The sequence below is a fragment of the Thermostichus sp. OS-CIW-30 genome, assembly GCF_054060215.1.
This window is the reverse complement of sequence record NZ_JBSSCZ010000021.1, coordinates 1-22,701: the sequence shown is the minus strand read 5'-3', so window position 1 is coordinate 22,701 and position 22,701 is coordinate 1. Positions and strand designations below refer to the sequence as shown.

Below are 22,701 nucleotides of genomic sequence, written 5' to 3'. Positions count from 1 at the left end.
CCCTTAAAATTGCCCAGGGATCCCCCCAAGAAGGCTTAGAAGGCGATGAGACAAGGCAGATCCCCCCACCACCTGCCTGCGGAAGTTGCTGCAAATCTTCGACCTTTTTTACTCAGTGCAAAAGTAGCCGGGCTGCCACAATGGTCAAAGAAGGCAATTTGGGCAACAACGGCATGGAGGGCCACAAGGAGGCTGCAGCAGACATTCGCCAGATCAGGGTGACGGAAAAACAGCAGGGCTTGCGGCTGGATCGAGGATTGGCAGAGCAACTGCCGGAGCTGTCGCGGTCGCGCCTGCAGCAGCTTATCCGCCAGGGCCAGGTTTGGCTCAATGGGCAGCCCTGCCGGGATAAGGATCGCCCCCTGCAAGCTGGGGATGAAGTCGAGGTGCGGATCCCGCCAGCCACCCCGACTGCCCTGCAGCCGGAGCCGATCCCCTTGGACATTCTTTACGAAGATGACGATTTGCTTGTGATCAACAAGCCCCGCGGTTTGGTGGTGCACCCCGCCCCCGGCCACGCCAGCGGCACACTGGTTCACGCGCTGCTGGCCCATTGTCCCCGCCTGTCGGGCATCAACGGCGAACAGCGTCCGGGCATTGTGCATCGCCTCGACAAAGACACCACCGGCGCGCTGGTGATCGCCAAACACGATCAAGCCCACCAGCATCTGCAAGCCCAAATTCAAGCCAAAACTGCCCGGCGCCTCTATTTGGGGGTGGTGTTCGGTCGTCCGGCTCAAAGTCAGGGCACCGTCTCTGCCCCCATTGGGAGGCACCCGGTGGATCGGCAAAAGATGGCCGTCCTGACCCCTGGCCAAGGGCGAGTGGCGGTAACCCACTGGCAAGTGTTGGAGCGGCTGGGCAACTACACCCTGATGCAGTTTGAGCTGGAGACGGGGCGCACCCATCAAATTCGGGTTCATGCTGCCCATTTGCGCCTGCCGATTGTCGGGGATCCCCTCTACACCCAGAGCAAAACCAGCCCTGTTAAGCTGGGCGGCCAAGCTCTCCATGCCTGGAAGCTCTCCTTTGTTCAGCCGCGCACAGGCCAGCCGCTGCAGTTTACCGCTCCCCTGCCGGAGGAGTTTGAGCGGCTCTTGCGGCAGTTGCGCAGCCAGGCGGGCTAGGCAGCCTCTGGGGTTTCCCCCTTGCTTTGCCTGGTCATTGCAAACGGCTGTGGAACAGCTGGTTGGTTGATCCCCAGCTCCCCTCGCCCACAAGGGGTGAGGGTCAGCGGCGAAGGGTCTTCATCTTGTTTGAAACGAGTATGCCCAGTTGTCCCCACACCCGTGGGGGTGAACCCGGCCAGAGAAGAGAATTAAGACAATCTCATGTCTACCGGGATCCCTGAATGGGATGGGTAACACTGAAACTAGGTCGCAGAAGCGGCGCGTAGCGCAATCTCAAGGAGCCGAACATGAGCAAGAGCTTGCTGGAGCAATTGCGACAGATGACTGTCGTGGTCGCCGATACGGGGGATATCAACGCCATCGAGAGCTTTAAGCCGCAGGATGCCACCACCAATCCCTCTTTGATCACAGCGGCTGCCCAAATGCCCCAGTACCAGGGCATTGTCGATGAAACCTTGCTCAAGGCCCGCCAAGAACTGGGATCCAAAGCCGACATCAAAACCGTGGTGGCCCACGCCATCGATCAACTGGCCGTGGCCTTTGGCGTGCGCATTTTGTCCATCATTCCTGGCCGGGTCTCGACGGAGGTGGATGCCCGCCTCTCTTACGACACAGAAGCCACAGTTGCCAAAGCCCGCCATTTGATCGAGCTCTACAAGGCGGCAGGAGCGGATCCCAAGCGGGTGCTGATTAAAATTGCCTCGACTTGGGAAGGGATCCGAGCTGCCGAGATCCTGGAAAAAGAAGGGATCCATTGCAACCTCACCCTGTTGTTTGGCTTGCACCAGGCCATCGCCTGCGCCGAAGCGGGGGTGAAGCTGATCTCGCCCTTTGTGGGCCGCATCTTGGATTGGTACAAGAAACACACGGGCCGGGAGAGCTACCCTCCTGCCGAAGATCCGGGGGTGCAGTCGGTGACCCAGATTTACAACTACTTCCGCAAATACGATTTTCCGACGGAAGTGATGGGGGCCAGCTTCCGCAACATCGGGGAGATCATCGAGTTGGCCGGCTGTGATCTCCTGACCATCTCGCCCGCCTTGCTGGCGGAGCTGCAAAACACCGAGGGTTACCTGGAGCGCAAACTGGATCCGGAAAAAGCCAAGAAAATGGACATCCCGCGCCTGGTGATGGATCGAGCTACCTTCGACCAGATGCACCGGGAAAACCGCATGGCCTCAGAAAAGCTGGAAGAAGGGATCCAGGGCTTCTCCAAAGCGCTGGAGGTGCTGGAAAAACTGCTCACCGAGCGGCTGCAGAAGCTGGAGGGTGCCAAGGAAACCATTACCCACGCCGCCCAGGATGTCTTCCGCCTCTACGACCTGGATGGGGATGGCTTCATCACCCGCGAGGAGTGGATGGGGGCAGATCGCGTTTTCGATGCCCTGGATACCAACCAAGATGGCAAAATTACCCCTGAGGAAATGTTGGTCGGCCTAGGGGCGGCGGTCTATCTGAAGAATTAGCCGCTGGCAGCCGGCCTGGGAAAACCTCAAGGTCTATGGGCGAGAACTTTCGCCACATCGGAGACGGGGTGGCCGCCCTGGAGGCACAAGCCCGCCTGTGGATTGCCCAGCGGCTGCAAGGGATCCCTTACGATCCGCCGCCGGGGCCAGCAGCCAGGCAGGTGCTGTATTGGATCGAGACGGATCTGCTGCCGCGCCTGCAGCAAACCCCCCAGGAGCTGGAGAACCTGCTGCATGGGCTAGGGGGCGGCTATGTGCCCAGCGGCCCTTCCGGCGCCCCCACCCGAGGCCGAGTGGACGTGTTGCCCACGGGGCGCAACTTTTACTCGGTGGATATTCGCGCCATCCCCACCCCCACCGCCTGGCAGGTCGGCTCACTGGCCGCCGAGCGGCTGGTGGAGCGCTACGTGCAAGAGCAGGGGGAATATCCCCGTCGCCTGGGCCTATCCGTTTGGGGCACTTCAACTCTAAGAACTGGCGGCGACGATTGGGCCGAGGCCCTGGCGCTCTTGGGGGTCAAACCCCGCTGGGATGGAGGACGGGTGGTGGACATCGAGATCCTGCCTGTAGCGGTTTTGGGCCGCCCCCGTGTGGATGTAACCCTGCGCATTTCTGGCTTCTTTCGCGATGCCTTTCCCAATCTGATTGCCCTGTTTGACCGGGCCGTGCAGGCCGTGGCTGACCTGGAGGAGCCAGAAGCCGACAATCCCCTGCGGGCCCACGTGCTGGCCGATACCCAGTACTGGCAGGAGCAAGGGATCCCAACGCAAGCAGCGGCGGAGCGGGCGCGGCTGCGCATCTTCGGTTCCAAGCCAGGGGCCTACGGGGCCGGCCTACAGGGGCTGATCGAGGCGCAAAACTGGGAAACAGAAGCGGATCTGGCCCGCGCCTACCTCAACTGGAGCAGCTACGCCTACCGGGCCGATGGCGAGGGAGAGCCGGCCCCCGAAGCCCTGCGGCGGCAATTGGCCCACCTGCAAATTGTGCTCCACAACCAAGACAACCGCGAGCACGACCTGCTGGACTCCGATGACTACTACCAGTTTCAAGGGGGGATGGTGGCGGCAGTGCGAACGCTCCAGGGCCGCAACCCGCGGATTTACTTCGGGGATCACGCCCGTCCCCACAACCCTAAGATCCGCACCCTGGCCGAAGAAATTGACCGCGTCTATCGCGCCCGCGTGATCAACCCCAAGTGGATTGCCGGCGTGATGCGCCACGGCTACAAAGGCGCTTTCGAGATGGCCGCCACCCTGGACTACCTCTTTGCCTACGACGTCACCACCCATGCTGTGCCGGATTTCATGTACGCCGGCCTGGCCCGCGCCTACCTATTGGATCCCCAAGTCCAGCAGTTCCTGCGATCCCGCAACCCCTGGGCGCTGCGGGACATGAGCGAGCGGCTGCTGGAAGCCCACCAGCGGGGCTACTGGCAAGAGCAGGCCCTGGAATTGCTGCCTCAGATCGAAGCCCTGATGCTGGAGATGGAAGCCTACCTGGAATCCCGCTCTCCCGTGGCGAGAGAAGGTTAAGTTCTGCTAAGATTTTTTCATCCAAACCAGTTGTGGAGGGATCCCAGGCCATGAGCAAATCTGAGCTGTTGCGAGAGATTCTGGGGCCACTGTTGGAGGACTACCGCTACTGGTTTGAGCGTTCTCGCCGCTTTTTGCAGGAAGAGACCCTGGAATTGATCAGCCCAGAAGAGCAGCAGTCCTTGCTGGAAGAGGTTTTGGCTGCCCAGGCGGAGCTACAGGTAGCCAAAGCGCTTTATCAGGCCTCTGATCAAGAGGTTGGCATCGACCCTGGGCTGATGGCAAAATGGCATCGCCTGCTGATGAAATGTGCCGAATTGGGCCGTCAATTTCGCCAGATTCACCCCTCCCCCGACCTGTAATGCTGCAGATTCTCTACCTCATCGCTTTTGTGGCCATTGCCTTTTTGGCCCTGCGCAACTTGGTTGCCAATGTCATCACGTTGGGCGTGGAAGAGCGCAAGGCCTCTCCTCGTCGTGCCCGCAAGCGGATCCCTCACCCAGAGCTGCTGGATGAAGATGGCAACCTCACCGAGGAGCCTCTACTGGTGATTCGCTCGGCCAGCTTGGAAGAAGCTCGCAGCCGTTTGGAAGATCTCTATTCCGGCTCGCCGGACGAAGATTAGGGGAGTTTCTTGGGCTTTCTCTCTTGGGCGTGGCTGCACTAGCCTGGGAAGGTACTGCGCGCCATTTGCCCGAGCGTCTGGTGGGCTAGTCAACGGAGATGGGATCCGACTTCAACGTGGAATCGGTGCTGGAGGCGGTGCTCGGCAAGCTGAAGGTTTTGGCGGAAACGGGACAAACCTTTGGTCAGCCGATCACTATTGGTGAGACGATTATTGTCCCTTACATGTCCTTGCATTTTGGCTTGGGTGGGGGAGGGGGTAACTTTGGAAAGACTGCTCCTGGCTGTCGCGGCAACGGCGGGGATCCGGCCAGTCTGTTCGGGGGAGCGGGGGGTGGGGTGCGCATCGAGCCAGTTGGCTTTCTGGTGATCCGAGGCGAGCGAGTGGAGCTGCTGACCACCGTCCAGAAGCCCGACCAGTGGAACCAACTCAGCGAGACTCTGGTGCCCCTGTTGCAGCAGTGGCTGCAAAATCGTGCCGGCAACTCCTGAAGGGACTAGCCGCGAATGGAGAGGCGGGATCCCTGGGGAGAGGGCTGTATCTCGATGCGGTGGGGGAAAGCATCCTGCAGGCTGGGGATGTGGGTAATCACCAAGATGCAGGCAAAGTCCGGGGCGATGGCGTTGATGGCAGCCAGCAGTTGGGCGCGTCCGGTGGCATCCTGGGATCCAAACCCCTCGTCGATGATTAAGGTTTGCAGGTCGGATCCCGAGCGCTGGGTGAGCAGGCGGGACAAGGCCAGGCGAATGGCGAAGTTGATGCGGAAGGCTTCTCCACCGGAGTAAGTCTCGTAGGGGCGGGTGCCGTGGGGATCGGCAATGAGAATGTCGAGGGTGTCATAGGGACTCCGTCCCGCTACGGAGGACAGCTTGGCCGGTGAGCAATAGCGTCGCCCGGAGCGCTGGGTAACCAATTGCAGGTGCAGGCGGTGTTGGGTAAGGCGGGCCAGGATCTGGTTGGCCTGGGCTTCCAGCTCGGGCAGGACATTTTCGACGATCAGGGCGGGGATGCCGTTGCGGCCGTAGGCATTGGCCAGCTCTTGGTACACCTGCTGCTGGCGGCGGGCCTGTTGCAGTTGCTGTTCCAGCTCGGCCTGTTCCGCTTGCTGTTGAACCGCCTGTTGTAGCCGTTGTTGGGCGGCCCCTATCTGAGACAGCACCTCATCCAGCCGCCGGCGGTGCTCCCGCAGGGTTTGGCGGATCCCTTCCAGCTGAGCAGGCAAAACCTCGGGATGCTCCGCCAGTTGTTGCTGAAGCCGTTCCAACTCTTGGGTGGCCTGGGCAAAGTGCTGGCGGCTTTCCTGTAGGCGTTGGGATAAGGCTTGGGTGCGGGCTGCCACCTCCGGCAGTTCCTGGCGGGCCACCTGTAGGGCTTGCAGGCGCACCGGCCAGAGTTGCGCTTGGGCCAGTTCGGCTTTCACCTGCTGGTGCAGGGATCCATCGTAGCCCAGGTGGTTTAACGCCTGTTCCACCTGAGCCAACCGCTCCGCCAGGGGAGAATCCGATCCCACTGGCGGGACGGAGTCCTTGGATCCCACCTGTTGCAGGGTTTCCAGTTGTGCCTGTAGGGAGGCGATTTGCTCCCATAGGTGAGAGCGGCGCTCCTGGGCCTTGCGGAGTTCCTGAGAGCGGCCCAGTGCCCAGCGCCAGCGCTCCAGTTCTCCTCGTTGTAAGGCGTGCTCGCGCTCGTCATAGCCCAGTTGTTGCAGGGCCTGCTGGATCTGCTGGAGCTGTTGCCGAGCTTCTTGAGCGTAAGCTTCCCGGTCAAGGATTTCCCTCAACTCTGCCGCTTCTGCTTGCCAGAGCTGGATTTGCCGGCGGCGTTCCTGCTCGGCTTCCCACTGCTGTTGCAATCGCCCTTGCAGATGCAGGCGCTCATCCCAGGTGGCCAGTTCTTGGCTGAGACGGCGGTATTCTGCTTGCAAGAGTTCAATCTCCCGGTCGGCCACCGCCAGTTGTTCGCGGATAACAAACAGTTCGCCGGCAATTTCTTCTTGACGCTCGCGGTGTTTTTTCAGCACCACATCCCGCAGGCGCAGGCTGAGGGGACGGCTACAGAGGGGGCAAGTCCAGTGGCGACGGCGCTGCGGAGCCATAAGGCTGGATCCCTGCGGCTCTGGTGTTGGCGTTGCGGGGGATGACTCGGCAGGTTGACCGGCGGAAGATAGGGCCAGGGATCCCTTCTCTTGTTCGGCTGTCTCCTCGACAAGGGCTGTCTCCTCGACAAGGGCTGTCACCCTCGCCAAAGTGGGGGTGACCTGATCTCGTTCGCTGCGCGGAGCACTTTGAGCGGAAAACACCTCTTGACCTTCCTCCCAGGTGGTCACCAACAGGCGGCAGCGTTCTTCCTCCTGTTGCCACTGTTGCTGGAGAACCCGCTGGCGTTCCTGGAGCTTTTGCACGAACAGCCGCCGTTCTTGGACTTTTTCCAACACCCGCTGCTGGTAGAGACGCCGTCGCTCCAGCTCTGCCAGGGCGGCCTCTCCTTCGGCAATTTTCTGCTCCAGGTGCTGCTGCTGCTGGGCTAGAGTTTCCTGGCTTTGCAGTTGCTGGCTGAGAAGCTGGAGGCGGGCTTGCAGACGTTCCCGCTCGCGGCGGATTTGCTCTTGCCAATGCTGTTGCTGCTGGAGAAGGATGGCGGCTTGCGCTTGGGCTTGGTTCAAGGCCTGGAGACGCTCTTGAGCTTGCTGGTAGTGGCGCAGGCCGATTTCGATGCGCTCCTGTTCTGCCAGCAATTGGGCATCGGCTTGGGCCTGGGCTTGGCAGGTGGCCAACTCCTGTTGCAGCCGTTGCATCTTGCGCAGTTGCTGCTGTTGCTGCTCTGCTTGCTGGGCTTGCAGCTTTTGGCGTTCTTGGAGCAGATGCTGCTGTTGCTCGAAGAGGTGGTGGAGATGGCGATCTTGGGCCATCAGGGCTTGGTAGCGTTCGTAACCCGCCAGGATGTCTTCACTCTGGGCGATCAGCTCTTCCAACTGGAGCAGGTGCTGTCGCTGGGCACGCCACTGTTGCTCGGTGTGCTGTAGGTTGGTGCCGAGCTTTTGCAAGTGTTGGGTAAGGTGTTGGTGGCGCTCCTGCAGGATGCAGCGATGTTCGTAGAGGCGCTCTAGGGCTTGCAATTCCTGCTGTTGCTGGGCTAGGAGCTGCTGCAGATGAGTTTGCCGTTGTTGGAGTCGCTCCAGCTCGGCTTGAATTTGGCCAAGGTGGGCCTGTTGTTGGTCAAGCTGCTGCAGGCGCTCTTGGAGCAGATCGGCTTTGAGCTTGGCGCTGCGTGCCCGTTCCCGACAGCGCTCGGCCAGCAAATCGTACTGCCCCAACTTGAGCATGTCGGCCAAGATCTGCTTGCGCTCGCCGGGACGCTTCAGAGTGAAGGCATCCGCTTGTCCTTGTCGCAGATAGGCGGAGTGAATAAAGGTCTCGTAGTCGAGGCTGAGCTGACTTTGAATGGCCTGTTGGGTGGCGCGCATGCCGCGGCGGGTCAAGCTACGCCAGCGAGGTTGGCCGTCGGTTTCTCCGGTTTGAATTTGCCACTCCAGGGATCCCTCGCCCGATAGATGACGGCTGCGCAGGATGCGGTAGGTTTGTCCTCGCGAGCGGTAGATCACCTCTACCCAGGCTTCGCTGGCCCCCTTGCGGATGAGATCGCTATCGTTGCTGGCCCGGCTTTGCCCCCAGAGGCCCCAGGTGAGGGCGTCGAGCAGGGCGGACTTGCCTGCCCCATTGGGGCCACAGATACAGGCGGTGTGGATCCCGCGCAGATCCAAAACGGCGTGAGCGTAACAGAGAAAATTGTGCAAGGTTAGGCGAACCGGGATCACAGAAAACTCTGAGGGGCTCTGGTTGCTGGAAAAAATGAGGTTGAGCCATTTGATCCAGAGTATCGCGTCAGCGGTGGGGAGCAACAATGAGGAGTGAGAAGTGAGGAGAGAGGAGTGAGGATACTCCCTTCTCACTACTCTCCGTTCTTTTCTCTTTTCTCTCTTGTCTCTCTTGAGAGGGGATCCGATTGCATTAGCCGCTGACACAGTTGGGCAATCTGGGTGAGGCTAGCCTCGTCCAGCCAGCGGTGAAAGGCTTGGGATTCCTGAAGGCGGCCCATCAGCAGCGTGGGGATCTGCTCCGGACTGTCCAGTTCCGCCAGCCACTGCCGGGGAAAGCCGGTTGCCGCAGCCAGCTCGTCGGGATCCCGTCGGCCTGCCTGCCACTGTTGCATCAGCCAGTTGACTCGGGCGGGGATCTGATCCCAGGGGGAGGCAGAAGCGGCCAGGATCAGGGTTCGGGGCTGTACCTGTTGCAGCAGTTGGGCCAAGTCCGCCGGTAGCCAGGGCCAGCGGGCCAGCACCAGCTTTGCCCCTTTTGGTGGTGGAACAAGGTTCTCGGCCTCCTGCCCGTCGTAACAGATGGCCCCTTTCAGCGAATCCGGCAGGGGTTTCTGCCGAAAATCTTGGATCTCTATGGGGGGAGCAGAAAGGGTGGGTGCCTGCCACTCTCCCGAAGGGCGCACTGCCAGCACCTTGCCCTGCCAAGGCTGTTTGCCCCGGTCATCCGCTTCCAACTGGAGGGCGATGTCCAAAGCTTGGCATTTTTGCCAACGCTCCAGCTCTTCTCCGGCCTGCCAAAACCACAGGGTACGGGATCCCGGCGAGCCTTGGAGTTCAAACTTGAGGTGGCGGCCATTGCGGGAGACTCCCAGGTTGGAGCTATTGGGACGGAAGTTCATCAAGGCAACGACGGGGTTGGGGTTGCCGTGCCCAAAGGGCTGCAGAAGCTGCAATTGCCGATACACCTCATCCAGCTCTGCCACCCCATCCCGATCCTGAGAGACCAGTAGCTCCCAGTCGAGGATAATCTCCACCGCCAAGGCGCGAGCCTGCTGATCCGGGCTAACCCGCGCGGCCAGCTCCCGCTGCAACGCCAGTTGCACAGCGGCCAGGCAAGCCAGATCCACTTGGATCCTGGCGGCCATGGGGTGTCCGCCTCCCCGCCGCAAGAGGGGGCGCACGGCCTCGATGGCCTCCACCAGGTTCACCCCTGGCAGGGAACGGCCCGACCCATAGCCCCGTCCCGCCGCTTCGTCTTTGGCGATCAACACCGTTGGGCAGTTATACTGCTCCACCAAGTGCGCCGCCGCGATCCCTAGAACCCCTGGGTTCCAGCCGGCTTCCGCCAGAACAATGGCTCCTTCCCGGGTCAGATCCAAGCTCTCTACCTGTTGGCTGGCCTCTTGGATCACTTGCTGGGTGAGCTGCCGGCGCTCTTCGTCAAGGGCAACAAACCGTTGCACCAGCGCCTGGGCCCGCTCTGGATCGGAGGTGGTCAGCAGCTCCACTGCTAAGCTGGCGTCTTCCAAGCGGCCAATGACGTTCAACTTGGGGGCGATGCGAAAAGCAATATCCTGGGCTGTCGGCACCCCCTGGGATTGGCCGTTGTCAACCCGAGCCAGGAGAGCCTGCAGCCCCGGACGCTGCGTACTGGGCTGCGTACTGGCCAGCACCGGCAGGCCCCGCTGCACCAAGTAGCGGCACTCCCGCTGCAACACCGCCACATCGGCCACAATTCCCACCGCCACCAGATCCAGGTGCTGCTCGACACCAGGGATCCCTAGGGCTTGGTAGAGCGCCTCCGCCAACTTGTAGGCCACTCCCACCCCCGGCAAGAAGCGCAGCGGATGTTCAGCCGGCAATCGCAAGGGGTTGACCACCGCATAGGCAGCGGGCAAGGGATCCGGCAGCATGTGGTGATCCGTCACGATCACGTCCACCCCCTGGGCTTGGGCCATGGCAATTTCGGCAGCATTGCCCACCCCGCAATCCACCGTCAGGATCACTTGGCAGCCCTGGGCCAGCACCTGCTGTAGCCGTTGAGGATTGAGCCCGTGCCCCTCGGTGCTGCGCAGCGGTATGGAGAACTGGACTCGGAAGCCCAAGGGTTGTAACGCCGAGAGGAGGAGACTGGTACTGGTGACACCATCGCAGTCAAAGTCCCCCCAAATGCACAGGGTCTCTTCCCTTTCCCGTGCCTGCAGCAGCCGCGCCACCGCCCGCTCCAGATCCGGCAGGGATGCTGGTGGTGTGGGGGAATAGTGTTCGGGATCCACGAAGGCCTGCGCCTGCTCCCAGGTGTGCAGACCCCGCAGAGCCATCACCTTGGCCGCATACTTGCCATATTCCCGGCTCAGTTGCGGATTGAACTGGGGGGGAGTGGGCAGCAGCTCCCAGCGGTATTCCATGCAAGCTCGACAGGGATAAAGGTTCCTAGGAGCCTATCAAAAACGGCCCAGGGGGGAAATGGATCCCAGAGGAAAGGGCTGGGGATGATGGGCTACCTTGAACCCTACTGGCAGCAGTGAGAAGCCACACAGCAGGCGGAAGGGTGCTCGTGATTGTGGGTGGCACAGGCTTCGCTGCAGTAGAGTTGACCTTCGTAGCGATAGCCTTGGCTGCTCTCGAAGCTGCAGTTGCAGTGTTCACAGGCGCAACGGACAAGGGTGCTGGCAGACATGATTTTCTCTCCTTCTTTCTCGTTTTTTCCTAGGGATCCTCTTGTCGAAGATCCGCGTCTCTACACCCTAGCGGTTGCTCAGCAACGATGCTGAAACAAGAATCAGAATCATTTTTGGCAATTCACCGATTACAGCCTATGAATTAGGATACAAGTATCCAAGAGAAAAGAGAGATATATACCAACCTATTTGTTAGATTTATCCCAAAGAGTTGTGGCAGCTTATCAGGCAGGCAAGACCTCCACTTGCCAGGTAGCGGAACAGTTCATGGTAACCCAAAGAACACTGCACCACTGGGTGCATCAGTATCAACAAACTCAGGATTTATCCCCCAAGAAAGTCGGCACAAAGCGAGTAGGTATTCTGGAACAACACCGGCAAGAAGTTATGACGGTCATTGAAAGGCGCCTGAACTATTATCCGTGGTAGTATCAAGAACTGCTACGAGAGCAACTGGATACTGATGTGAGTGCTGTTACGATAGACAACTTTTTAAAAAAGCGAGGAATGACGCTAAAAAGAATTACCGCAGTGTAAAAATCAGAGAAGAGGAGGTGCAAAGGCAACAATTAGCCTATAGTTAAGAAGTCAAGAATATACCAGTGGAAGATATAGCTATTCTAGACCAGACAAGGGTGTGAGAGGCAATGGAACGGAGGGGTATCTCGGAGTTTACGCAGTCGAAGAGCTTACAGTTACCGTCAGAGATGCAAAGGGAAAAAACATAAGATTATTGAAGCTATTTCCTGGAGAGAGGCAGTAGGCTGTTGTGTTATCAAGGGTGGAATGCGGAAGAGCAATTTTCTGGAGTTTTTGCAAAGTGACTCATGTCCGGAACTGGATGCGCGGAAGGTGGTGATTAGAGTTCGGAAGTGGAGGGTTTGATTCAAGGAACAGGTGCGCGGATCATAGACCTGCCCGTGTATGCACCAGAGTTGAATCCGATTGAGAGGATGTGGTCGGTATTGAAGCCTTTTATCCGGCAGTTTTCCAGAGCCGGGAAGTATGGGATGGAGCAGATAGCAGAGACCTCTTGACTACTCATCAATCCATTCTGCTTCCGAAGTTGGTTTGCTAGGTGTTGCTACTGTGCCCCTTGATTCCTTAACAGGCTGTACTGCTCCATCCCTATGCACGAAGAGGGATGCCGCCGCCCTAATTACTGGGAAGAGACTCCCAGATACTTTGTCCCTCTAATGTCCCTCTAGTAAGAGGTACTGCACCACGAAGCACTCAGTGCCGCCGCAGGCGAACAAGCTGGCGGAGTTCGCAGTTACTGTATCAAGAAGCCGTCATAAAGGGCGGGGCTTGTAACCCAGTTTTCTGGTCAATGTGGCGTTGGCATCTCTTTGTGCTTTATCCTGAGGGGCGATAAGCTAAAGTACAGCAACAACACAGTCCTAAACTGGGAACTTTATTGATGCCTCCGCGCTCCTCTTCCTCCCAGAGTGGCTCTACCCCATTCCCCTTTCTGGAGGGGCGGGGTGCTGCTGCCGACGGGGCTGAGTCGAGCTTACCGCTGGGACAGCGTTTGCTGCGGGCGGGTCTGATCTCCCAATCCCAGTTGGCTCAGGCTCTGCGAGAGCAACAGCAAAACCACCTCAAGTTGGGAGAAGTGTGTCTCGAGCGCGGCTGGCTCACTCTGGCTGATCTCTACCGCTTCCTGCCCAGCCAGTCTCTTTCTCTGGGAGAGATTTTGGTGGCACTGGGCCATTTGGATTTCGAGCAATTGCGGGTTGCTCTGGCTCAACAGCGTCGCTATGGGCGGAAATTGGGGGAAATCCTCACCTGGAAAGGTTGGGTACAGCCCGCCATTTTGGATCGCGCCTTGGATGTCCAGGTGCAACTGCAGCGGATGGCTTCCCCCAATGCGTGGGAGGCGCTGCAGCCTTTTTTGGCCAGGGATCCCAAACCCGAGGTTCAGCTTACCCCCCAAAGAGCGGCAACTCCTGGCCGAGAAGCTCTGGCCCAGGATTTGGCTGTACCCGAAGAGGCCAAGATCCCTTGCGAGGGAACAATTCAGCCATCGAGTCTCGAATCCGCAGTTGGGGGAGATCCCATCCCTGGAACATTGGCTGCGGCGGCCTCGGATCCCTTTGCCGATGAGCCTCAACCGGCCACCTTGGCCGACTACCGCAAGCAAGTGGAAGCCTTGCAGCTACAAATCGAGCTCCAGGAACAGGAATGGGATCGGATCCTGGCCAACATGAACCAGCAGATTGCCGATTTTCAAAACCAGTATCAGCAGCGCATTCAAAAACTGGAAGCCACCATTCGTCTCCAGCAGGCGGAGCTCCAGCACCAGGCTACGCTGCAGCAGGATTTGCGGGTTTGGCGGGAACAACTGCAACGTCTAGAAACGGAGCTGGCCCTTGCCCGCGCTGCCGAGCAGAAGGCGCAGCGGCAGTTGCAAACCCAGCGAGATTGCTATCAGTCGGAACTGGAGCAGTTGCAAGAGCAAATCCAGATTCTGCAGAAACGCCAGTTGGACTCGGTGCCCAGCAGCGTTGTGGCTGACCTACGCGCCCAATTGGAGGCAGCGCTTCATCAAATCCAGCAGCTCCGATCGGAGCGGGATCAGTTGCAGGCCCAACTTGCCCAGCAAGCTGCAGAGTCAGAGGCTGCTCTATCCCGGCATCTGGATTCCTTCTGGCCAGAGCAGGTTGCCGCCTTGGAGCAACAGATTGCGGAGCTGAGGGCCGCTTTGCAGATGTGGCAAGAGCGCTACGCTCAGTTACAGCAAGAGCACGAGGCCCAAATGGCGCGGCTTTCCGGCTATGTTCCCCCAGAGCAGGTGGAAAGCTTACAGGTGCAGCTACAACAACTGCAAGCGGAAATGGCGCGGCTGATGGCAGCCAACCGTGACTACGAAGCGCACATTGCCCAACTGGAGGAGCAACTACAGCAGAGCCAAGCCCTGATCCTTCAGCTCAGGACAGAACAGGCCGAAGCCGACCAGCGCATTGTCCAACTGGAGGGATCCCTGCAAGCCCGCCAAGAAGCCTTGGAGCAAGCTCAACAACAACTGAAAACCACGGGATCCCGCCTCAGCGCCCTTCAACAGCAGCAGGCCAACTTGACGGTGGAACTGCGAGACGCGCGAGAGCTGCTAGCGGCCTATCGGCAGAGCCTGGAGACTTTACAGGAGAATCTCAAGATTGAGCAGAAAAGTGCTCCGCACCGCTAACGCGATCGCAACCGTCTGCTGCAGGTGAGTTACGAACAGCAAAAGCTGATCGCCGAGGCAGCGCAGGCTCAGTTGAGAGCAGCCAACTTCTCTGGTTCAACCGCCAAAGATGAGCCAGCACGCTTGCGTGAGCGAAACGCAGTCCTTACGGGGAGACCGGAGGAACCCGAGACCGACGCCGACACTCCTGAGGATACGCCGACGGATCCCTTGTTGGCAGAACTCACCCCATGGGCCAGGCATCTGTTCCAAAACTTGCAGGCAGCGGGCTTGCTGGATCGGCCCCAGATCCAAGACATCCTCAGCCGCTGGCAACAGTCGGGGGGCAAGCTGACCGCGGTCATTGGCGAGTGTACCGGCCTGAAGGCAACCACGGTCGCGGTAGCGGTGCGGTTCCCGGTAGGGTGCCGGAGGCATAGCACTTTCAAGTTCTTTGCGGATGGGGGGTATTCTGCCCGTTTGTCGGGGTGCCGCACGGTGGGAGAGCATGACTCTAGTCAATAATAAGCTCAACTATACTGAAAATAATGTATAATATGTTCAGTACGGATTACTACCAGTTGATCTTTCTGTTTACTTTCGAGTCTGCCAACATGGTAGCCAAAGCAAAGCAGAAAATTGGTAGTAAGACGACACGGAAACTGCGCTTTGGGTATTCTACTCAAAGCTTTGCGGGATACCGCCATTCTGTTTGGACTCCGTCCCGCTAACGCGAATGGAAACAAACAGAATGCTATCGCTGCATAGTTGAACAGTGATGTTCAGCAGTGTTCAGCGTAAATGTATCAGTTCCTCAAGGCTGCCGACTTGTTGGCTGCTGAAGTGCTGGAGTCCTTGCCGCCGATGGATGAATCTTCGCCCCACTGGGGGGATCCCTTGGTGGAGCGGGGGTTATTGCGACCGGAGACGCTGCAGTATTTTCGCAAACATTTCCTGCCAGCTTCTGCCAGCGGATGCTGAGATATGCCAGAACTCCGTCCGAGCGCCGAGACCGTCAAGCGGATGAAGGTCTTGCCTCCACAGCACATTGTCGGGCAGGAGATGGCGGCACGACTGCTTGTGGCGGCCCTGGAGAAGGGGCGGGTGACTTCCAGCTACTGCTTCTTGGGCCCCCAAGGGGTGGGGCGGAAGCTGATGGCCCGTTGGTTTGCCCAGGCCCTCTTGTGCGAATCCAGCTCCGGGATCCCTTGCGGCAAGTGCTCCCACTGCCGTTGGCTGCTGGCGGGCAACCATCCCAATCTCCACTGGGTCAGCCCCACCTACCTGCACCAAGGCCGCCTAATTGCGGCAGACTCCCCGGAGGCGCAAACCTTGCAACGGCGCTCGCCGCCCCAAATTCGCCTGGAGCAGGTGCAGGGGGTATCCCGCTTCTGTGCCCGCAAGCCGATTCGAGCCCAGCGAAAGGGCTCCGCCCCGCTATCCCGAGCAGTGGTGGTGCTGGAGGGAGCCGAAACCTTGGCGGAAAGCGCTGCCAATGCTTTGTTGAAAACTCTGGAAGAGCCCGGCCCGGCCCACATTGTTCTCATCGCCCCCCAGGCGGCCTCCCTGCTGCCGACGCTGTTGTCCCGCTGCCAGATGGTGCCTTTTCGCCGCCTCAGCCCAGAAGAGGTCGACCGGGTGCTGAGTGGGTTGGGTTGCCCAGATCTGGCAGGGATCCCTCGATCCGAGCTGATTGCCTTGGCCCAGGGCAGCCCCGGCTTGGCCTTGCTGGCCCACCAGCACCTGCAGCAGATCCCGCCGTCGCTCCTTGAGGAACTCAAACGTTGGCCCTGGCACTCTTCTCTCCAGCAGGCATTGGAATTGGGCAGAGCGGTGGCCAGTTTGGAGCTGCCGGCACAACTGTGGCTGATCGATTATTTGCAGCAGCATTTTTGGGCGCAGGGATCCCGTCAGCCGTTTGCGCCAGGGGTGCAGAGGGCCATCCGGCAGTTGGAACGCATTCGCCAACACCTGTTGCAACTGGTGCAGCCCCGTCTCTGTTGGGAGGTCAACCTTGCCAGCATTAGCCCGGGTGGGTGATGTGGTAGCTGCCGTCGGCTTGTACCCAGGCGATCTCCGGGATCCGACATTGGCGGGCATAGGCTTCGATCTCTTCAGGGGCCCGATCCAGCAATTCCAGCTCCACCGCCTCCGTTCGCGTCAGCGGTGCGGTGCACTCTTCTCGCCAGCGGGCGGCCAAGGCCAGCGCCGCCGGGATCCCTGCCGGCACCAGGGGCACCACCAACCGTTTGCAGCCCATCTCCTCGGTTTGGGGATCGGGGGGCAAGAGCCGGAGCAGCGTATCCGGCAGAAGGGTAAAGCCGATCCCCGGCTGTTCGACCTGCTGAGGGCTGTAGAGGGCGTACAGCCGGTCGTAGCGTCCCCCCAGAGCAATGATCTCCCCGCTCGCCACCGCCTGAAAAACGATGCCGGTGTAGTAGGCCAGGGTTTGCAACAAGCTCAGATCCAGCACCACCCGCACCCCATGTTCCTCCAGCACCTGGCAGAGCTGCCGCAGATCCCGCAGCCGCTCAGGCGGGACAGGCAACTGAGCCAGGTCAGAAAGAACTGAGCCGGGCTGGCCCCGCAGCCCCAGAATCTGCAAGCCAATCTGGCGGGCGGCTTCCGGCAGAGGGGCCGATTCCAGGTAAACGTAGTCGAGCTGGGCAATGGCACGGCGTACTGCCGCTTGAGCCGTGGGGGCAACGGCGCTGAGCAAACTCTCGGTGAGGCTGACATCTCCCAGCAACAGCGTCCAAGAGAACTCACAAGAGGAGATGCCGACCGAGCGAATGCAATCGGCCAGCAGCAGCAGAATCTCGGCATCTGCCAGCCATCCCCCTGCCCCGATCAGCTCCACTCCGGACTGAAAAAACTCCTGGCTACTGTAGGATCCCTCCTCCCGCCGGCTGTTGCGAAAAACGCTGCCGTGGTAGTAGAGCCGCAACGGCAAAGGCCCACCGGCTAGACGGGTGGCTGCCGCCCGCACAATGGAAGCAGTGAACTCGGGGCGCAGCCCCAGCATCGTCCCTTCGCCATCCCGCAGTTGCAGCACCGACTCAGCGCGGATGGATCCCCCCGCCAGCAGCGTTTCCAGCCGCTCTAGGGTGGGAGTGATGATGCGCTGGTAGCCATGGCGCCGGAAAACCCGGGTCAGCTGAGCCTCCAGCTTCTCCCGCCGTTGTACTTCCCGCGGCAGGAGATCCCGGGCACCGCTGGGGGGGCGCAGACTGCTGGAGACGGTGGAACTGGCCTCAGGGCGGGGATCCCAAAAGTGCTCCGCACCGCTACCGCGAGAGTGCTCCGCACCGCTACCGCGACCGTACACAGGGCTGCTCCAGCAGAGGATCCTGCTGCATCATACCGGATGTTGGAGGTCAGCTGGGATCCCGGGGAAACTCAGGCCACTCCCAGATGGGATCCGTGGAGCGCACTCGGTGCATTCCTGCTTCCGCAAAGCGGGCGAAAGCGGCCTCCGCCTGTTCGCTGAAATCCACAACGCCGGGGATCACCACCGCCGAGGTGCAGTCCTCCAGAAGGTAGACTTTCTTGGCCAAGCTGGGATCCGTGGCCTGGATCTCTTGCAGCAGGTCGCTCACCGTCCAGGCCACGCAGTGGCTTTTGGCTTGGCCAGCCACGATCAGGGCGTCAAACTGCAGCAGGTGGTGGATGAGGAGCTCATTTTTCTCGTCGATGGGATCCCCTTCCGGCCCAGTCAAAACCTCCGGGCTAAGCACGGAATAATTTTCCGTCAAGGGATTGGCTCCCTTGAGCTGCAGGCTGGGCTGGCTGCAGCGGGCCATGCCGTGAAAGAAAATCGCCTCCTCCACCGCTGGCACCAGGGCATGGCCAATCCCCCCCAGCATGGAGTGGTAGGGCCAGACGATGAGGGGATATTTTCCCCCCTGCTCCAACTGCTCGGCGTAGTGCAGAGCGTAGACCTGCAACCGCGTCAGATCCCCCTGGGTGAGGTTGGCAGCCATGGCGGGGTTAACCCGCCAGCGTCCGCAGCGGATATCGGCTGCCGAAATGGCCGTGGCCGGCTCAGGATGGGCTCCCTGCGCGTCCACCCAAAAGACGGGGTGGAAGATCTGCATGGCCGTGTGGGTGTCGAGAGTGGCAATGATCTGGGTGAGGCAAGCCAAATTGCGGTAGATGAACTGACAAAGCCGTCGATTGTCTTCCACCGCTCCCAATCCGCCGGAACCGGCCACAAACAACTCAAAGCCGGGAATGCAAAAGGTGTTCTGCACATCAATGAGCAGCAAGCCCACCCGCACCCGATCCGCCTCTGCCGGCGGGATCCCTTGCTCCTTGGCCCAGAGCTCGGCTTCTGCTGCCCGCTGTTGGTAGGGCACGCGCCAAATCTCTCCCACCCGCTCCGGATCAAAGTGGGGGGGAAGGCCCGCTGGAGCCTTAACAGTTAGCTCCTGTAGAGTGGTATTCATGGCGTTCTTCCGGTGGGGGCTGGATTGACCAGGCTTGCACCCGCTCGATAGAGTTGGACGGGTAACACTTATGGTTGGTTTCACTATAAGTTGGGGGCAAGATTTTGTCCAGATGGCCGCCTGTATTTCTGGCTGAGTTTGGGTTTGGTGTCTTGTCGAGGCCGATTTTTAGGGTTTTTTGGGGTTGTGATGCTTCTGGTGGATCCCTACAAGCAGCCTTACTTATGGTAAGTTTCACTATAACCTTCGCAACAGCCCTCTGCTCGATCCCGCCGTTCCCCACTGGCTTCTGCCCCGAGGTTTTTCATGTTGAGCCCTGATTTCTCGTCGTTGCGGCCCCAAGACTATGGCCTGCTAACCGACCTGTACCAGTTCACCATGGCCGCCTGCTACGTGGGGGAAGGGCTAGAGTCTCAGCCCGCTGCCTTTGAGCTGTTTGTGCGGCGGCTGCCCACCGACTATGGCTACCTAATCGCCATGGGGCTCACCCAGGCAGTGGACTATCTGCAGCAACTGAGCTTCGCCCCCGAGGCTTTGCGAGCGCTGCGGGAAACGGGCATTTTCGCCGATGCGCCGGAGCGCTTTTGGGAGCTGCTGGCCCGCTGCCGGTTTGAGGGGGATGTGTGGGCGGTGCCGGAAGGAACCGCCATTTTCGCCAACCAGCCCCTGTTGCGGGTGGAAGCCCCCCTCTGGCAAGCCCAACTGGTGGAAACTTACTTGCTGTCCACCTTTAACTACCAGACCCTGATCGCCACCAAGGCGGCCCGTATGCGAGATGCAGCAGGGGATGAGGCCATTTTGTTGGAGTTCGGCACCCGGCGAGCTTTTGGTCCCCAGGCGGGGCTGTGGGCAGCCCGGGCGGCTCTGGCGGCAGGGTTCAATGCCACCTCCAACGTCTTGGCAGCCCTGAAATTGGGGCGCAAGCCGGCAGGAACCATGGCCCATTCCCTAGTGATGGCCATTGCTGCTCTCTCGGGAGACGAAACCCGCGCCTTTCAATCCTTTCGGCGCTACTTTCCCCAAGCTGCGCTTCTAATCGATACCTACGATCCCATCCAAGGGGCGCGCACAGCAGCCCAGCTCTTTGCGGCCAGAAGCCCAGATCAACTGGGATCCCAGGGGGAAATCGGCGGGGTGCGCATCGACTCGGGAGATTTGGAAGATCTCTCTCGCCGGGTGAAACAAATTTTGCCTCAAGGCGCCCCGGTGTTCGTCAGTGGGGATTTGGACGAATACGAGATCGAGCGCCTGCATCGCTCCCAAGCCCCCATCAGCGGTTATGGGGTGGGCACCCGCCTGGTAACTGGAGAAGGCGTAAACGGGGTGTACAAATTGGTGGAAATCAATGGGATCCCAGTGGCCAAAGCTTCCTTTGCCAAAGCCACCCTTCCCGGTCGCAAGCAGATCTTTCGCGGCCCTGAAGGAGACTTGTTGGGCCATGCTGACGAGCCCCCGCCTCCTGGCTACGAACCGCTCTTGCGCAAAGTTATGGAAAAAGGGCTGCTGCTGGATCCCTTGCCGGATCTGGAAGCCATTGCCCGCACCAGCCGCGCCTCTGTGCTGTGCCTGCCCCAGGGAGTGCGACAACTGCGCCAGCCGGATCCCTGGCCCACAGCCCTGACTGCCGCTTTGCAACGGTTGAAAGACCACACCCTTGGCCAGGAATGTGCCTCGGCGGGCCCTGCCTGAGGAGAAGGAGTCCCGCTGCACTATAATGTTCTAGCTTCAAGGTCTCCGCTTTGAGGTTTGAGTTTTGCCATTGGACTTGAGCCTCAGGCCATTTTGATTTTTGGTGTTTTCCTAGTCTTTGCCCCCAGCTCTATGACCCAACGTGCCCTAATTACCGGCATCACCGGACAGGATGGCTCCTATCTGGCCGAGCTGTTGTTGAAGAAAAACTACGAAGTTCACGGCATCATCCGCCGCGCCAGCACCTTCAACACCGACCGCATCGACCACATCTACGTGGATGCCCATGACCCCCAGGCTAGGCTATTCCTTCACTACGGGGATCTCACGGATGGCACCACCCTGCGCAGGATCCTGGAACAGGTGCAGCCGACGGAAGTGTACAACCTGGGGGCCCAATCCCACGTGCGGGTGAGCTTTGATGCGCCGGAATACACTGTTGATGCAGTGGCCATGGGCACGCTGCGTCTTCTAGAGGCCATCCGCGACTACCAGCAGCGCACCGGGATCCGGGTGAAGTTTTACCAGGCAGGCTCCTCGGAGATGTTCGGCCTGGTGCAGGAGATCCCGCAAAAGGAGACCACCCCCTTCTACCCGCGCAGCCCCTATGCCTGTGCCAAGGTGTACGGCTACTGGCAGACGGTCAACTACCGCGAAGCCTACAACCTCTTCGCCTGCAACGGTATCTTGTTCAACCACGAAAGCCCACGGCGAGGGGAAACCTTTGTAACCCGCAAGATCACCCGCGCCGTCAGCCGCATTGTGGCCGGCAAACAGGACAAGCTCTACCTGGGCAACCTGGATGCCAAGAGGGACTGGGGCTACGCCAAAGACTACGTCGAGGGGATGTGGATGATGCTCCAACAACCCCAGCCGGATGACTATGTGCTGGCTACCGGGGAAACCCACACTGTGCGCGAGTTTGTGGAACGGGCCTTCGCGCTGGTGGGCCTGCCGATTACCTGGAAAGGCTCCGGCCAAGCCGAACAGGGGCTGTACAAAGACCAAGTGTTGATCGAGATCGATCCCCGCTACTACCGCCCAACCGAGGTGGATCTGCTGTTGGGGGATGCTTCAAAAGCCAAGCGAGTCCTAGGATGGGAGCCCAAGGTGAGCTTCCCGCAGTTGGTGGAGCTGATGGTGCTGGCCGACTTGGAAGCCATCGGCCTGGATCCGGATCCCATCTTGGGGGAACGGCGCACCCTCAACGGCCTGCTCAGCGAAGATCGCGCTTTCATCCGCACCCAGCTGGGGGTTCACTACGACTGACAGGGTGAATACAACGGTGGAGACGGGATCCCAAAAGACAGCCTTGACCCCTTGTCCAAAGCAGGAACTAAACGCTTAATATAGTAGATCGCCGATTCTTTTGGTGCCTCGTCCTCTTGCTCCCCAGCTGACCATCTCTTGCTGACTTTGTTTGCTGATTTCGGAGAAATGCCCGCATGTCCCGCTACACAGGCCCCCGCCTAAAAATTATTCGTCGCTTCGGGGGACTTGATCTGCCCGGCTTGACGCGCAAGCGCCCCAAAAATACCAACCCGCCCGGTATGCATGGCGCCGAGCGCAAGAAAAAATCCGAATATGCCATTCGCTTAGAAGAAAAGCAGAAGGTGCGCTTCAACTACGGGCTGAGCGAGCGGCAGATGATCCGCTACATGCGCAAGGCACGGCGCTCCAAGGGATCCACCGGTTTGGCCTTGCTGCAAATGCTGGAAATGCGGTTGGATTGCATCGTGTTTCGTCTGGGCATGGCTCCAACCATTCCGGCAGCTCGGCAGCTCGTGAGCCACGGCCACATAGAGGTTAACGGCCAAAAGGTAACCATTCCCAGCTATGGCTGCAAAGTGGGGGATGTGATTACAGTAAAAAACAAGGAATCTTCCCGCAAGCTGGTGGCCGCCTACGCGGAGTATCCGGGGTTGTTTTTGCCGGACTACCTGGAGTTTGACAAAGAAAAGCTGCGCGGACGCATCAAGGAATTGCCCCCCCGCGAGCAAATTTGCGCCCCGGTCAACGAGCTTTTGGTGGTTGAGTTCTATTCCCGCAAGCTCTAGGTTGTGTTGATCTTTCATTTGAGCCAAAAGAGAGCACTGACGAGATAGAGAAAACTCAAGAAGTTCCTGGCCAATTTGTCAAAACGAGAA

Annotated in this window: 17 protein-coding genes and 2 pseudogenes; 14 read left to right on the top strand and 5 right to left on the bottom strand. The window is 59.7% G+C overall.

The window, feature by feature from the left end; genetic code table 11:
* The first annotated feature begins 173 nt into the window (after positions 1-173).
* The 6 genes and pseudogenes from ACVWZF_RS09905 (at position 174) to ACVWZF_RS09880 (ending at position 5,244) form a co-directional block, all read left to right on the top strand.
* On the top strand, positions 174-1,127 hold the full coding sequence (locus tag ACVWZF_RS09905; RefSeq protein WP_011432743.1) for an RluA family pseudouridine synthase: 954 nt from the start codon (positions 174-176) through the stop codon (positions 1,125-1,127).
* A gap of 290 nt (positions 1,128-1,417) precedes the next feature.
* Positions 1,418-2,596: a transaldolase gene (locus ACVWZF_RS09900; protein ID WP_011432742.1), complete on the top strand. Its 1,179-nt coding sequence runs from the start codon at positions 1,418-1,420 to the stop codon at positions 2,594-2,596.
* Positions 2,597-2,643: 47 nt separating this feature from the next.
* Positions 2,644-4,128: pseudogene (locus ACVWZF_RS09895) on the top strand (cobaltochelatase subunit CobN); the annotation flags it as partial.
* A 50-nt stretch (positions 4,129-4,178) separates the two neighbouring features.
* Positions 4,179-4,490 carry a DUF2605 domain-containing protein gene (locus tag ACVWZF_RS09890; RefSeq protein ID WP_041436371.1) on the top strand — a complete coding sequence of 104 codons (312 nt, stop codon included), beginning with the start codon at positions 4,179-4,181 and terminating at the stop codon, positions 4,488-4,490.
* The gene (locus tag ACVWZF_RS09885) at positions 4,490-4,753 is read left to right on the top strand and encodes a DUF2973 domain-containing protein (RefSeq protein WP_011432739.1); all 264 of its coding nucleotides are present in this window, start codon (positions 4,490-4,492) and stop codon (positions 4,751-4,753) included. The genes ACVWZF_RS09890 and ACVWZF_RS09885 overlap by 1 nt, the downstream gene beginning before the upstream one ends.
* 98 nt (positions 4,754-4,851) lie before the next feature.
* The gene (locus tag ACVWZF_RS09880; RefSeq protein ID WP_011432738.1) at positions 4,852-5,244 is read left to right on the top strand and encodes a GerW family sporulation protein; all 393 of its coding nucleotides are present in this window, start codon (positions 4,852-4,854) and stop codon (positions 5,242-5,244) included.
* Between the two features lie 5 nt (positions 5,245-5,249).
* Here the strand turns inward: ACVWZF_RS09880 and ACVWZF_RS09875 are convergent, their stop codons facing one another.
* The 3 genes from ACVWZF_RS09875 to ACVWZF_RS09865 form a co-directional block, all read right to left on the bottom strand.
* Positions 5,250-8,567: an AAA family ATPase gene (locus tag ACVWZF_RS09875; protein ID WP_011432737.1), complete on the bottom strand. Its 3,318-nt coding sequence runs from the start codon at positions 8,565-8,567 to the stop codon at positions 5,250-5,252.
* A gap of 134 nt (positions 8,568-8,701) precedes the next feature.
* On the bottom strand, positions 8,702-10,978 hold the full coding sequence (gene recJ, locus ACVWZF_RS09870; RefSeq protein WP_011432736.1) for a single-stranded-DNA-specific exonuclease RecJ: 2,277 nt from the start codon (positions 10,976-10,978) through the stop codon (positions 8,702-8,704).
* A 104-nt stretch (positions 10,979-11,082) separates the two neighbouring features.
* Positions 11,083-11,250: a hypothetical protein gene (locus tag ACVWZF_RS09865; RefSeq protein ID WP_083757636.1), complete on the bottom strand. Its 168-nt coding sequence runs from the start codon at positions 11,248-11,250 to the stop codon at positions 11,083-11,085.
* Positions 11,251-11,428: 178 nt separating this feature from the next.
* On the opposite strand from ACVWZF_RS09865, the pseudogene ACVWZF_RS09860 reads away from it, so the two are divergent.
* The 5 genes and pseudogenes from ACVWZF_RS09860 to ACVWZF_RS09840 all read left to right on the top strand — a co-directional run bounded on the left by ACVWZF_RS09860 (position 11,429) and on the right by ACVWZF_RS09840 (position 16,457).
* Positions 11,429-12,351: pseudogene (locus ACVWZF_RS09860) on the top strand (IS630 family transposase).
* A gap of 320 nt (positions 12,352-12,671) precedes the next feature.
* A complete protein-coding gene (locus tag ACVWZF_RS09855) occupies positions 12,672-14,438 on the top strand; it encodes a coiled-coil domain-containing protein (RefSeq protein WP_011432734.1) in 1,767 nt (588 codons plus the stop codon).
* 24 nt (positions 14,439-14,462) lie between these two features.
* Complete coding sequence (locus ACVWZF_RS09850; RefSeq protein ID WP_011432733.1) at positions 14,463-14,942, top strand: hypothetical protein; 480 nt, start codon at positions 14,463-14,465, stop codon at positions 14,940-14,942.
* A gap of 276 nt (positions 14,943-15,218) precedes the next feature.
* Entirely contained in the window at positions 15,219-15,398 is a 180-nt protein-coding gene (locus ACVWZF_RS09845; protein ID WP_011432732.1) for a hypothetical protein, read from the top strand.
* Positions 15,399-15,401: 3 nt separating this feature from the next.
* Positions 15,402-16,457: a DNA polymerase III subunit delta' gene (locus ACVWZF_RS09840; RefSeq protein WP_457384408.1), complete on the top strand. Its 1,056-nt coding sequence runs from the start codon at positions 15,402-15,404 to the stop codon at positions 16,455-16,457.
* On the opposite strand, the gene ACVWZF_RS09835 is transcribed toward ACVWZF_RS09840, so the two are convergent.
* Both ACVWZF_RS09835 and ACVWZF_RS09830 read right to left on the bottom strand, forming a co-directional pair.
* Complete coding sequence (locus tag ACVWZF_RS09835; protein WP_011432729.1) at positions 16,441-17,745, bottom strand: ATP phosphoribosyltransferase regulatory subunit; 1,305 nt, start codon at positions 17,743-17,745, stop codon at positions 16,441-16,443. The two genes, ACVWZF_RS09840 and ACVWZF_RS09835, sit on opposite strands and share 17 nt — an antisense overlap.
* Before the next feature lie 49 nt (positions 17,746-17,794).
* Positions 17,795-18,865 carry a cysteine hydrolase family protein gene (locus ACVWZF_RS09830; protein WP_041436368.1) on the bottom strand — a complete coding sequence of 357 codons (1,071 nt, stop codon included), beginning with the start codon at positions 18,863-18,865 and terminating at the stop codon, positions 17,795-17,797.
* A 306-nt stretch (positions 18,866-19,171) separates the two neighbouring features.
* On the opposite strand from ACVWZF_RS09830, the gene ACVWZF_RS09825 reads away from it, so the two are divergent.
* The 3 genes from ACVWZF_RS09825 to rpsD all read left to right on the top strand — a co-directional run bounded on the left by ACVWZF_RS09825 (position 19,172) and on the right by rpsD (position 22,611).
* Positions 19,172-20,554, top strand: coding sequence for a nicotinate phosphoribosyltransferase (locus ACVWZF_RS09825; RefSeq protein ID WP_011432726.1), 1,383 nt, complete (start codon positions 19,172-19,174; stop codon positions 20,552-20,554).
* 132 nt (positions 20,555-20,686) lie between these two features.
* On the top strand, positions 20,687-21,823 hold the full coding sequence (gene gmd, locus ACVWZF_RS09820; RefSeq protein ID WP_011432725.1) for a GDP-mannose 4,6-dehydratase: 1,137 nt from the start codon (positions 20,687-20,689) through the stop codon (positions 21,821-21,823).
* A gap of 176 nt (positions 21,824-21,999) precedes the next feature.
* Complete coding sequence (gene rpsD, locus ACVWZF_RS09815) at positions 22,000-22,611, top strand: 30S ribosomal protein S4 (RefSeq protein ID WP_011432724.1); 612 nt, start codon at positions 22,000-22,002, stop codon at positions 22,609-22,611.
* The last annotated feature ends 90 nt before the right edge of the window (positions 22,612-22,701 follow it).